The organism is Mycobacterium sp. URHD0025 (assembly GCF_000426065.1).
Lineage (GTDB): Bacteria > Actinomycetota > Actinomycetes > Mycobacteriales > Mycobacteriaceae > Mycobacterium.
In genome coordinates this window covers 155,457-167,493 of record NZ_AUEQ01000011.1, presented here as the reverse complement: position 1 = coordinate 167,493, position 12,037 = coordinate 155,457, and the positions used below count along the sequence as shown (strand labels likewise).

Sequence of the window (12,037 nt, the reverse complement as noted above, 5' to 3'; positions counted from 1 at the left end):
TCTCGTCGCGGCACTCAGCGGACGGTGAAGCCCGCATCGAGTGGCCAGGCGGTACCGGTGATGAACGCGGCCGCGTCGCTCACCAGCCACGCGACCGCGGTGGCCACCTGCTCGGGCTGTAGCAGCGGGATCGGCAACGCGTTCTGCTGGCTGGTGATCCACGGATCCTCGGCGGCGGCCAGTGCCATCGTGGTCTCGTTGAGGATCATGTCCGTGGCGACCCCGGATGGATGAATGGTGTTCACCCGGATCGAGTGCGGCGCCAGTTGATTGGCCCAGCCCTGCATCAACCCGACCAGGGCGCGTTTCGACGCGGTGTAGGCCTGCAGACCCGGCCGATCGGTGCCGGCCGCCTTGATCCCGGCGGTGGAACTCGCCAGCACCACCGATCCGCCACGCCCGCCGTCGATCAGTGCCGGGATGGCCGCTTCCACGGTGTTCCACACCCCGACGAGGTTGACGTCGACGATGTCCTGAAACACCTGGTGCGGCCTGACGCTGTCGGACAACCGGATGATGCCGGCATTGGCTATGACGATGTCGAGCCGCCCGAACGCGTCGACGCCGTCGTTGACCACGGCCTGCATGGCGGACGCGTCACGCACATCGGCCCGGTGGGTGACGATCCGGCGACCCAGTGCCTCAACCTGTTCGGCCGTCTCGGCCAGATCGCCGGCTGTCGACCCCGGGTAGTCGGTCGAATCGAAGTCCGCGCAGATGTCGACGGCGAGGATGTCGGCGCCCGCGGTGGCCAGCTGCACCGCGTACGCGCGGCCCAGACCGCGCGCGGCGCCGGTGATGAACGCGACGCGACCCTCCAGCGGGGAGGTCATGCGCGCGGGAAGTTGACGTCGCGGGTCACGGCTTCCCATTCGTCGATCGACGCCGACATCGCGGCGATCTTGTCCCGAACGGCCTTGAGCACGTCGCGGCCCAGCAACAGCCGCAACGGCGGCTCGTCGAGACCGGTCACCATCAGCACGGCAGCGGCGACCTTGCGCGGATCTCCGGGCAGATCGTTCGCGAACTGTTTGATCAGAGTCTTACGCGCGCCGACATTCTCGGCATAATCGTCGATCGCCGAACTGGTCTCCTGCATCGAGCGGGCAGCCCAATCGGTGCGGAACGCGCCGGGCTCGATGGCCGTCACCTTGATGCCCAATGGCTGCACCTCCGCGGCCAGCGCTTCGGTCAGCGCTTCGAGCGCGAACTTGGTCGACGAGTAGTAGGCGTTGGGCGGGTTGGCGACCAGCCCCGTCATCGACGAGATGTTCACGATGTGACCCGAGCGGCGCTCACGCATGGCGGGCAGTACCGCCTTGATCATGTCGACCACCCCGAAATAGTTGGTGTCGAACAGCTTCCGGACCGCGGCGTCCTCGCCTTCCTCCACCGCCGACAGGTACCCGTGGCCGGCGTTGTTGACGAGCACATCGATCCCGCCGAAGGCGTGATCAGCGGCGTCCACCGCGGCGGCGATCTGGGCCGCATCGGTGACGTCGAGTGCCACGGCCCGAGTGTTCGCGCCGAACTCGTCGACGAGGTCCTGCACCGCCTCGGTGCGCCGCGCCGTCACCACCACCTGATGGCCGGCTTGCAATGCGGCGCGGGCGATTTCCCGCCCGATTCCGGTCGAGCAGCCGGTGATCAACCAACGTGCCATGTCAGATCGTCCCTTCCGGTAGCCGGCGCAGGTACGCCGCCCGCCGCGCGGCCAGTTCGGCCGAACGATCCTGTGCGGTCACGGGTTGGATGGTCGGCACCTCGCCGTCCAGGTCCTCGAGCCGGACCACCCGTCCGCGCGCGCCCAGGTCCTCCCGGGGACCGTCTGGCCCGAACTCCGCCATCCTCAGCGTCAGAATTCCCTCGGTCAGCCCGTCGGTGTCGATCCAGTTCCGTACACCGGGATCGGTGGCCGAGATGACGTAGGTGTAGCTGCCGTCGGCGTTGGGCACCGACTGTGCCTTGTTGAGGCTGCCGGTGCGGTCCACGATGTCCAGCGTGGTGCCCCAGATATTGCTCAGCGGCACGGTGAAATACTCGGCACCACCGTCATTCACGTCGACGACGAAGGCTTCGTCGGGTTTGAGGTCGAACCGGCCCATCACGTACACCTGGTTGCGCATCGCTCCGGCCCGGTCGGCCGACCAGGCCAGGTTGAAATGATTGGCCGGCATCTTGTAGGCCCCGTGGCTGAGCTTGCCGGTGAAATCGGCGAAATAGGCCATCATGGCCGCGGTGGCCTCGGCCTGTTCGTCCCGGGTGCGCGGCGGCGTTGCCGGGGGACTGCCGAGACGTTCGACCGTGAAGTGGTTGGGATCGTCACGCGCCCAGTCCAGCAGCACGTCGCGGATGTAGAACTCGTGCGCGGCGGGGGTGGACCGCACATGGTTGGGCCGGCCGTTCGCGGGTTCGGAATCGACGGTGATGGTGAAGGAACCGTCGGATTCCACTGCCATGGTCCGGCCGTCGAGTACGTCGACCGTACCCATGTTGGCGTCCCACAGCGTGAAGTAGTTCTCCGTCATCCGCTTTTCGCCCACCCGGCCGTGGATCTCGTAACGTTCGTCGCCGGAAATCGGAATCACGCGGTACACGCTGTCGGGATTGTCGATGCCCCAACGTGATCCGGGGATCGCGCGACCCTCCACCGGATGGCCGAGGCGGGTGATGCAGCTGACCTTCGGCCGCAACTTGTCCTGGTTGGACGACCACACCGCGGCGGAGAACATCACCTCGGCGAAGGCATCCTCGAACCGTTCCCGCATCGCGTCCGACGGCTTCGCCCGGCCCAGCCAGGTGTCGGCGACGCTGCGGTAGGCGGCCTTGACGGTCGGGTGTTCGGTCAACTCCAGTGCCGCCAGCTCCTGCTCATGCTGTTCGGCGGTGGCTATCTCATGCTCCTTGCGCAAGCGCTCGTCGGTCCCATGCTCGGACAACTAACTCCTCCTTGAGCTTTCGGTGCGAAACCGCGTGTTGTAGGCGGCGAACCGGTCATCGACCTGCTCAGCGCTGAGTCCATAGGCGGGCAGCGCGTAGTCCGGACGCTTTCCTTCGCGCGGCCGCTCGCTCAGCCAGCGCCGCATCGCCGAGCCGGCGTCGGTCGTCAACTCCAGTCCGATGGCGTCATACACCTGGGCGATCTGTCCGATGGGATCGGCGACAGCGTCGTCGAATTCGATGTCTGTCACCCGCGCTGACTCGTCGGACCACGTGTCCCGGGTGGACATCGCGCGGTCGTTGGTCCAACCCATCCGCTCCAGCCACTGCGCACCGATCAGGTGCCGGTCGACCGTGTCGGCGTGCATGGCATGCAGGGTCGCGTTCAGGCTGGCTCCCGACGCGATGGTGTCGCGGGGTTCGCGGTGCATGTGCACGATGTGCAGATCGGGGAACCGGCGTCGAAGTACATCCAGATAACCAAGGTGCGCAGGCGATTTGAGGACCCACCGACGTGGAGTCTGGCCCCGACTGCGCTTCTGCCACTGCAGGAACTGCAGCATCCGGTGCAGATGGTCGTAGGCAGGCGCGAAATCCTGCCTGTCGATCCAGGATCGGTACGCCGGCACCTGCGCCCCGGATTCCGGCACGTGTGACAGGAACGCATCGGAGAGAAAGACGATCTCTTCTTCGGGTTCGAGCGCGTACATCGGATGGATGGCGAACAATTCCGGCGCCAGCTCACGGGATTTGGCCTCCCTGGCCATACTGACCGCGATCCGGGGGTCCTCTTCGGTGAAGGCGTATCCGAGCTTGGGCGCGACCTCGACCACCTCCCACCCGTACGCGCAGTGAAAGCGCCGATCGGCGGCCAGCAGTCGCTGTGCCAAGGTGGTGCCGCTGCGCATCATGCCGACGACGACGATCGGCGCGGTGATCTCCTCATCGCCGATTTCCGGGTGCCGCCGGAACCATTCCTGGGCGCGCAGCCGCATCCGCAGGCTGTGCACGATCCCGGATCGCAGGATGTGCACGCCCACCTCGTTGAGATCGGCGCGGGCGTAATCGTCGAGCAGGTGCGCCAGCGGCGTCTCGAACGGCAGTGGGCCCCAGTCGTCGAGGCCCTCCTTCTGCCGGGCAGTCGACATCACCTGCGCCGCATCGAAAGCCGTGCGCTGACCAGTCACCACTTGAGGTGGTGGCTCATGTCGCCGATCTGGTCGACGAACATCGTCCGGGAGTCGAACCACCACGTGTCCTCGATACGGTGAAAGGTGTCGTGGTAGTGACCGGTCACGATCACCTGCAGCGGTAGCTCCGGTGTGGCCTGCGTGACCAGGTAGTAGGCGCGGCCGGTCGCGGTGCCGAGGTCCTCGTCGACGTCGATGCGCACGTTGGTGGTGTGGTGCCGGGTCTTCGGCGTGCCGTCGTCGTAGATACGAGTGGCCAGCTCGTACATGTGCCGCACCCCGGCGGTTCCGGTGAAAACGGTCTCCGGTGGGCCGTTCTCGACGCCGCAGATCCGGCCGTGCGCGAACAGTGCGGCCACTCCATCCAGGTCACCGGCGTCGATCAGCTCGGCATAGGTGTAGATGAGGTTCTCGATCTCACGTGCGCTGTTACTCAAGGTGATTGCCCATCTGGTTCGAACTGCTAATTAACCAGCCGGGCCGGGGTGTGTCAATGGTCACAGCGGCGGCTACCCTGCCCCGTGTGACGACGCAATGGACACCGAGCCGGCTCGGCGATCTGACCGGCAAGCGCATCATCGTGACCGGCGCGACGAATGGAGTCGGCCTGGGCACCGCCAGAGCGCTGGCGCGGGCCGGGGCACACGTGATCCTCGCGGTGCGCAACACCGAACTCGGTGCCCGGCGGGCCGCCGAGATCGGTGGTTCCACCGAGTTGGTGAAACTCGACCTCGCCGACATGTCGTCGGTCCGGGGGTTTCCGAAGCTCCTCGAGGGCGACGTCGACGTCCTCGTCAACAACGCCGGCGCCCTCACGCAGCACCGCACCGACACCGTCGACGGCTTCGAGATGACACTCGGCACCAACCTGCTCGGGCCGTTCGCCCTGACCAATCTGCTGTTCGACCGGATCGGATCGAGGATCGTCAACGTCGGCTCGGATGCCCACCGGGGTGCCACGCTGCGCCTCGACGACATGTACCTGCGTCACCACAAATGGACACCGATGGGCGCCTACAGCCGGTCGAAGCTGGCGGTGATGTTGTGGGGGCTAGAGCTGGATCGAAGGCTGCGAGCAGCGAAATCTCCAGTGGTCACCCAACTCACGCATCCGGGTTGGGTGGCATCCAATCTGCCCAACGTCTCCGACAAGCCGTTGATGAGCGCGGTGCAACACGGCATCAAGGCCGTGGCGAACGTATTCGCCAACGACATCGATGCCGGGGCCGCGCCGACGCTGTACTGCCTGAGCGAGCCGATCCCGCCCGGAAGCTACGTCGGGGTGGACGGCAAGTTCGGACTACGCGGCGGCCCGGTGCTGATCGGGCGGTCGGCCGTGGCCTGTGACTATGAGATCGCCAGGCGCGTGGTCGAATTCGCCGAGCGGGAAACCGGTACGTCCATTCCGGTCTAGCCGGCCGTCAGGGCTTGGACCGCAGGGCCGAACATGCCCTGCTTGATCGCGCCCAGCGTGCCGGAGTCCTTGCCGCCCAACGGGCGTAGCAGGGCGGTGGCCGCCGTGGTCACCGAACCTTCCGGCGCGGTGGCGTCGACCAGCCCGTAGGCCTGCGCATCGACGCCGCCGAAGCGGCGGCCGGTGGTCATCGAGGCGACCGCGGCTTGCGGCGTGAGCTTGGCCTGGATCAGCGCGGCCATTCCGGGTGTGAAGGGGATCCGGATGTCGACCTCGGGAAAGCAGAAGAAGCCGCGATCGTCGCGCATCACCCGGAAGTCGTGGGCGATGGCCAGCATCGCGCCGGCACCGAAGGCGTGCCCGACCACTGCGGCCGCGGTGGGGATCGGCAGCGTCAGTACCCGGGCCAACAGTCCCTGTACCCGGCCGACGTACCAGTCACCCTGATCGCTGTGCGCGCCAAGCCAATCCAGATCCAGGCCATTGGAATAGAACTTGCTGTCGGCCGTCGTCACGAGGCCGTGTGCGCCTTTGGCCAGGATTGCGTCGAGGTGAGCGTCGACTGCGTCGAGGAACTCGGGGGAGAACCGGTTCTCGTCGTCACCGAGGTCGAGGATGGCGATGTCGCCGTCGTAATCGAGCGTGGGGGTCATGAGATTCCTTCCTTCGGGGGCATTTTCGGGGCGCGGTTCGGGGCAGGACCTACCTCCAGCACGGCCGCCACGGCCGCACTGAGGTGTTGGCGTGCGGTCGGGTCGGCGAGGCGATTGCGGTGTAACAGGATGGCCGTCGGCAGATCGACGATGCAGGTCGTCACGGTGTCGACGGCGGCCCGGTCGCGCCGGTCCCACGCGGACAGCGCGAGCTCGATCATCAAGTCCACCAATTCTTGCGTCAGGCCGCGAACCTGCTCGGCGAGTTCCGCTGGGACATCGGGACCGAGTACCTGCTCCTGGCGGATCTGAAGGAGCAGCCGCGCCGAGGCGGGATGGCGCTCGGCGAATGTCACCGGTGCGTAGGCCGCGGCTGCGATCGCGTCTGTGCCCGGCCGGGCCGCGCCGACCAGGTCACGCTGCAGTGCCAGGAACCGGCGTCCGGCACGGAGCCAGACCTGGCCGAGCAAGCCGGCCCGGGAGCCGAAGGAGTGGTACACCGCGCCGTTGGACAGCCCGACCGCATCGCTGATGGCCCGGATGGTCACCGAGGCCGGCCCTGAGCGCACAGCCAGGGCCTCGGCGGCATCGAGGACCGTTTCCGGGTCGTAGACGCGAGGGCGGGGCACCGGGCCACAATAACAGAGCGATCGCTCTGTTATTCCCCGAGCGGGTTGACGCGGACTAAGGCGACCCTTAGTTTGTGGGGGTAACTTTCCTGCGGAGGTGATTGTGGCCGGATCCGGCGTGTCCGCGCGGGTAGCGCGCGTGGGCGGGCGCCCGCCGCTCATCACCGTGTCCGACATCGTTGCCGCGGGACGTGAGCTGGGCATGCGCAACCTGAGCATCAATGCCGTAGCCGCTCGCCTCGGAGTATCGGCGACCGCCCTGTACCGCCACATCAGCGGCCGCTGGGAGCTCGAGCGCCTGGTCGGCGAGAGCCTGCTCGCCGAGCTCGAATTCACCGACGATCCGGTCCGGCCCATCGAAGACCACCTGCTGGCATTCGGGGTGAGTCTGCACCGCTACGCCCTGGCCTATCCCGGATTGGCCACCTACATGCAGGTCCTGTTTCCGCGCGGAGAGGCAGGCGCCCGGCTGCTCGCCGACGAGATCGCCGCGTTGGGCAGGCGCGGCTACACCGCCGAGGCCGCGGCGCTGTTGAGCAGTTCGGTGGCCGTGCTGGCCATCGGCCTGGCAGCCCAACATGAGCTCAAGACCGAGGCCAGCGGCGGGGACGACGGATTCGTCCATGAGCGCGACGCCGCCGCCGAACGGCTGGCCGGCGACGCCGCGCTGGGTCCGGTACACGCCGCGGGCATGCAACTGCGCAGTCCGCAGTATCTGGAACTTCTGATGACTGCGCTGATCCGGGGACTGCTGACGTCCGTGGTACCCGGCAGGGCGATTACCGACATCGTGGCGGATCTGACCGCCGGGGGAGAGGACCGCTGATGGCACGCGGGTTTCAGGGAGTGATGATGCGCGGCTTCGGCGCGCGCGATCACCAGGCGACCGTGGTCGAGACCACCTATCTGACGCCCAACATGGTGCGACTGCGCATGTTTTCGCCGACGGTGTTCGAAGACGCCGTGGCCGAGCCCACCTCATACCTGCGCTTCTGGGTTCCGGACCCGGACGGGTCCAAGACCGAATTCCAACGCGGCTACACCATGTCCGAAATGGACCCCGACACCGGGCATTTCGCGGTCGACGTGGTGTTGCACGAGCCGTCGGGACCGGCGTCGAAGTGGGCCAGGACCGCGAAACCGGGCGACACCATCCCGGTGATGAGCCTGGGCTCGACGGGATTCACCGTGCCCGATGATCTTCCCGCCGGATACCTGTTGATCGGCGATGCGGCCGCCACGCCGGCCATCAACGGGATCATCGGTGCTCTGCCGCAAGACATTCCGATCGAGGTCTATCTCGAGGAGCACGACGAGAACGACCTGCTCATCCCGATCGCCGAACATCCGCGGCTGCGCGTGCACTGGGTCAAGCGCCAGGACACGTCGTCGCTCGCCGAGGCCCTCGAGGCGCGGGACTGGTCGGACTGGTACTGCTGGGTGACGCCGGAGGCGGGCTCACTCAAGCATCTCCGGACCCGCCTGCGTGACGAGTTCGGTTTTCCCAAGTCCGAACTGCACGCACAGGCCTACTGGACCGAGGGCCGGGCGATGGGCACCGACCGCACCGAGGACAAGGCGGACACCAAAGCCGAAGTCTCTGTGGACGACCCGAAGCCGACGCCGGCTGCGCCTCCCTCGGCGGCGTCCGCGTCGCCCGCACGGGGCACCTGGCGGGCACAGGGCGCCGGCCGGCTGCTGTCCCCGCTGAAAACCCCGCTGATCGTGTCGGGTGTTCTACAGGCGCTCATCACCCTGATCCAGCTCGCCCCGTTCGTGCTGCTGGTCGAGCTGGCCCGGCTGTTGCTGGCGGGTGCCGAGGAATCCCGCTTGTGGACACTGGGTTTGACCGCGGTCTGGCTGCTGGGCCTGGGGGCGCTGCTGGGTGCCGGGCTGACCCTGTGGCTGCATCGCCTCGATGCGAAGTTCGCCCGTGAACTGCGGACCCGGCTGCTGACCAAGATGTCGAAGCTGCCGCTGGGCTGGTTCACCGCGCGTGGGTCGGGCTCGATCAAGCAGTTGGTGCAGGACGACACGTTGTCGCTGCACTATCTGGTGACCCACGCGATCCCGGATGCCGTTGCGGCCGTGGTCGCCCCGGTTGCCGTCCTGGTCTATCTCTTCGCGGTCGACTGGCGGCTGGCGCTGGTGCTCTTCATTCCCGTGCTCACCTACCTGGTGCTGATGTCGGTCATGACCATCCAATCCGGTGCCAAGATCGGCCAGGCGCAGCGCTGGGCGGACCGCATGAGCGGTGAGGCAGGCGCCTACCTCGAAGGCCAGCCGGTGGTGCGGGTGTTCGGCGGAGCGGCATCGTCGAGTTTCCGGCGCCGACTCGACGAGTACATCGGCTTCCTGGTCGCCTGGCAGCGCCCGTTCACCGGCAAGAAGTCGGCGATGGATCTGGTGACCCGGCCCGGAACGTTCCTGTGGCTGATCGCCGCCGTCGGCACCCCGATGATCATCGGGGGCTCGATGGACCCCGTCGATCTGCTGCCGTTTCTCTTGCTGGGCACCACATTCGGAGTTCGGCTGCTGGGCGTGGGCTATGGGCTGGGCGGAATCCGCGGCGGCATGCTGGCCGCCAGGCGCATCCAGAACGCGCTCGACGAGGCGGACCTCGCGGTCCGGGAGGACGCGGGTGCGGCCGGTCAGCTGGACGCCGTGGTGTTCGATCGCGTGACCTTCGGCTACCGGCCGAGCGTCCCGGTGATCCAGGACGTGTCGCTGACCTTGCGGCAGGGCACGGTGACCGCACTGGTCGGCCCGTCGGGATCCGGAAAATCCACCCTGGCCGCGCTGCTGGCCCGCTTCCACGACGTCGACTCGGGTTCGATCATGCTGGACGGCAGGGATATTCGATCATTCACGGCTGACGAGCTGTACCGGCAGGTCGGCTTCGTATTGCAGGAGACGCAATTGGTGTCCGGCACCGTCGCCGAGAACATCGCCCTGGCCGACCCCGAAGCCGATCAAGAACGGATCGAGCAGGCCGCGCGCGACGCGCAGATCCACGAACGCATACTGCGGTTACCCGACGGCTATCAGACGGTGCTGGGCGCCGCGTCGGCTTTGTCCGGCGGTGAACGCCAGCGGCTCACCATCGCCAGGGCCATCCTGGCCGACACTCCGGTGCTGATTCTCGACGAGGCCACGGCCTTCGCCGACCCGGAATCGGAATATCTTGTGCAGCAGGCACTCAACCGGCTCACCAAGGACCGCACCGTCCTGGTGATCGCGCACCGCCTGCACACCATCACCCACGCCGATCAGATCGTGGTGCTCGACGGCGGGCGCATCGCCGAAACCGGGACGCACGAAGAACTTCTGGCCGCCGGCGGGCGCTATCACCAGCTCTGGCAGACCGGCCGGTCATTGCACCCCGGCGATGCCGTCACCGCAGGAGAGGCACGATGATCCGCACCCTGATCGACCTCATCCCGGCCGACCGCCGGGGCCGGGTCGGCATCTACGCCGCACTCACCCTGGCCTCGGTGGTGATCCGCGCGGCAGGCACGGTGCTGCTGATCCCATTGGTGGCGGCATTGTTCAGCGATGCGCCGCGCGACGCATTGCCTTGGCTGGGGTGGCTGACTGCCGCGACCGTCGTCGGCTGGGTCATCGACACCACGACCTCGCGGCTGGGATTCGACCTCGGATTCGCGCTGCTCGACCACACTCAGCACGATGTGGCCGACCGGCTGCCCAGCATTCGGATGGACTGGCTGAGCGGCGAAGGTGGGGCGAACACGGCCAATGCCCGCCAGGCCATCGCGGCCACCGGACCGGAACTGGTCGGCATGGTGGTCAACCTGCTGACCCCGCTGATCGGGGCGATCCTGCTGCCCGCAGCCATTGCGCTTGCGCTGCTGGTGATCTCGGTGCCGCTGGGATTGGCCGCACTGGCCGGTGTGGTGGTCCTGCTCGGCGCCTTCTGGGCCTCGGGCCGGCTGAGTCGCAAGGCCGACTCCGTGGCCGACGAGACCAACAGGGCGTTCACGGAGCGCATCATCGAATTCGCCCGCACCCAGCAGGCACTGCGCGCGGCCCGGCGCGTCGAGCCGGCCCGCAGCATGGTCGGCGACGCACTGGCCGCCCAGCACGGGGCGAGCATGCGGCTGCTGCTGATGCAGGTGCCCGGGCAGGTGCTGTTCAGCCTGGCCAGCCAGCTCGCCCTGCTGATCCTGGCCGGGATGGCCACCGTCCTGACGGTGCGCGGAACCCTCGGCGTGCCCGAGGCGATCGCGATGATCGTCGTCGCCGCCCGCTACCTCGAGCCGTTCACCTCACTGTCGGAGCTCGCCCCGGCGATCGAATCCACCCGGGCCACGCTCGGCCGGATCCGCGCCGTGCTCGACGCCCCGGTGATGACCACCGGCACCGCCACACTGTCCGGGAACGCCGCGCCCCGGATCGAATTCGCTGACGTCACCTTCGGTTACGGGAACAGCCCGGTGTTGCAGGATGTCAGCTTCGTCCTGGAGCCCGGCGGCACCACCGCGATCGTCGGCCCGTCCGGATCGGGCAAGAGCACCATCCTGTCGCTCATCGCCGGACTGCATCAACCCACCGCGGGACGGGTGTTGATCGACGGAGTCGACACGGCCCAGATGGACGCCGAAACCCGCAGGGCGGCAACAAGTGTGGTGTTCCAACATCCCTACCTGTTCGACGGGTCCATCCGGGACAACATCCTGGTCGGCGATCCCGCGGCCGATGCCGAGCAACTCGCCACGGCGGCGCGGCTGGCCCGCGTGGACGAGTTGACCGGGCGGTTGCCCGACGGGGACGCCGCCAAGGTCGGCGAAGCCGGTTCGGCACTGTCCGGTGGTGAGCGTCAGCGGGTGAGCATCGCCCGTGCCCTGGTCAAGCCGGCACCCGTGCTGCTCGTGGACGAGGCGACCAGCGCGCTGGACACCGAGAACGAGGCTGCGGTGGTCGATGCGCTGACCGCCGACGAGCGGTCCCGTACCCGGGTGATCGTCGCGCACCGGCTGGCCAGCATCCGGCACGCGGACCGGGTGCTGTTCCTCGACGGCGGACAGATCGTCGAGGACGGCAGTATCGATGAACTCCTGGCCGAAGGTGGCCGCTACTTCCGTTTCCGGGAGTTCTGGAACCAGCAGCGCGAGGCCGCGGACTGGCAGATCACGCACTGAGGTGCGCCGACCGCGTACTAGCCGATCGGATACTTGTACCTGACCTACTGTA

Annotated in this window: 11 protein-coding genes; 4 read left to right on the top strand and 7 right to left on the bottom strand. The window is 67.5% G+C overall.

The window, feature by feature from the left end; all coding sequences use genetic code 11:
* Positions 1-14 precede the first annotated feature (14 nt).
* From H977_RS0117730 to H977_RS0117710, 5 genes are read right to left on the bottom strand one after another with little or no spacing between them, the layout of a single operon-like run.
* Positions 15-833: a mycofactocin-coupled SDR family oxidoreductase gene (locus H977_RS0117730; RefSeq protein WP_029109111.1), complete on the bottom strand. Its 819-nt coding sequence runs from the start codon at positions 831-833 to the stop codon at positions 15-17.
* On the bottom strand, positions 830-1,663 hold the full coding sequence (locus H977_RS0117725) for an oxidoreductase (protein WP_029109110.1): 834 nt from the start codon (positions 1,661-1,663) through the stop codon (positions 830-832). The genes H977_RS0117730 and H977_RS0117725 overlap by 4 nt, the downstream gene beginning before the upstream one ends.
* Position 1,664: 1 nt before the next feature.
* Entirely contained in the window at positions 1,665-2,939 is a 1,275-nt protein-coding gene (locus H977_RS0117720) for a hypothetical protein (protein ID WP_231395987.1), read from the bottom strand.
* Positions 2,940-4,088: a sulfotransferase family protein gene (locus tag H977_RS0117715; protein ID WP_051288932.1), complete on the bottom strand. Its 1,149-nt coding sequence runs from the start codon at positions 4,086-4,088 to the stop codon at positions 2,940-2,942.
* A gap of 35 nt (positions 4,089-4,123) precedes the next feature.
* On the bottom strand, positions 4,124-4,567 hold the full coding sequence (locus H977_RS0117710; RefSeq protein ID WP_029109107.1) for a nuclear transport factor 2 family protein: 444 nt from the start codon (positions 4,565-4,567) through the stop codon (positions 4,124-4,126).
* Between the two features lie 86 nt (positions 4,568-4,653).
* Between H977_RS0117710 and H977_RS0117705 the strand changes: the two genes are divergently transcribed.
* Positions 4,654-5,544, top strand: a complete 891-nt coding sequence (locus H977_RS0117705) for an SDR family NAD(P)-dependent oxidoreductase (protein ID WP_029109106.1) — start codon at positions 4,654-4,656, stop codon at positions 5,542-5,544.
* Here the strand turns inward: H977_RS0117705 and H977_RS0117700 are convergent.
* Positions 5,541-6,197, bottom strand: a complete 657-nt coding sequence (locus H977_RS0117700; RefSeq protein WP_029109105.1) for an enoyl-CoA hydratase-related protein — start codon at positions 6,195-6,197, stop codon at positions 5,541-5,543. The two genes, H977_RS0117705 and H977_RS0117700, sit on opposite strands and share 4 nt — an antisense overlap.
* The gene (locus H977_RS0117695; protein WP_029109104.1) at positions 6,194-6,826 is read right to left on the bottom strand and encodes a TetR/AcrR family transcriptional regulator; all 633 of its coding nucleotides are present in this window, start codon (positions 6,824-6,826) and stop codon (positions 6,194-6,196) included. Before H977_RS0117695 ends, H977_RS0117700 begins: the two co-directional genes overlap by 4 nt.
* Before the next feature lie 103 nt (positions 6,827-6,929).
* On the opposite strand from H977_RS0117695, the gene H977_RS0117690 reads away from it, so the two are divergent.
* Genes H977_RS0117690 through H977_RS0117680 form a run of 3 tightly spaced genes read left to right on the top strand, consistent with a single transcriptional unit; the run spans position 6,930 to position 11,985 of the window.
* Entirely contained in the window at positions 6,930-7,652 is a 723-nt protein-coding gene (locus H977_RS0117690) for a TetR/AcrR family transcriptional regulator (RefSeq protein WP_196808268.1), read from the top strand.
* Positions 7,652-10,243, top strand: a complete 2,592-nt coding sequence (locus H977_RS0117685; protein WP_029109102.1) for an ABC transporter ATP-binding protein/permease — start codon at positions 7,652-7,654, stop codon at positions 10,241-10,243. Before H977_RS0117690 ends, H977_RS0117685 begins: the two co-directional genes overlap by 1 nt.
* Positions 10,240-11,985 carry an ABC transporter ATP-binding protein gene (locus tag H977_RS0117680; protein WP_029109101.1) on the top strand — a complete coding sequence of 582 codons (1,746 nt, stop codon included), beginning with the start codon at positions 10,240-10,242 and terminating at the stop codon, positions 11,983-11,985. Before H977_RS0117685 ends, H977_RS0117680 begins: the two co-directional genes overlap by 4 nt.
* Positions 11,986-12,037: the final 52 nt, after the last annotated feature.

Excerpts from the sequence above, each read along its gene's own strand:
- H977_RS0117715 (WP_051288932.1), bottom strand. The coding sequence starts at position 4,088 with ATGTCGACTGCCCGGCAGAAGGAGGGCCTCGACGACTGGGGCCCACTG.
- H977_RS0117685 (WP_029109102.1), top strand. The coding sequence starts at position 7,652 with ATGGCACGCGGGTTTCAGGGAGTGATGATGCGCGGCTTCGGCGCGCGC.
- H977_RS0117700 (WP_029109105.1), bottom strand. The coding sequence starts at position 6,197 with ATGACCCCCACGCTCGATTACGACGGCGACATCGCCATCCTCGACCTC.
- H977_RS0117680 (WP_029109101.1), top strand. The coding sequence starts at position 10,240 with ATGATCCGCACCCTGATCGACCTCATCCCGGCCGACCGCCGGGGCCGG.
- H977_RS0117730 (WP_029109111.1), bottom strand. The coding sequence starts at position 833 with ATGACCTCCCCGCTGGAGGGTCGCGTCGCGTTCATCACCGGCGCCGCG.
- H977_RS0117725 (WP_029109110.1), bottom strand. The coding sequence starts at position 1,663 with ATGGCACGTTGGTTGATCACCGGCTGCTCGACCGGAATCGGGCGGGAA.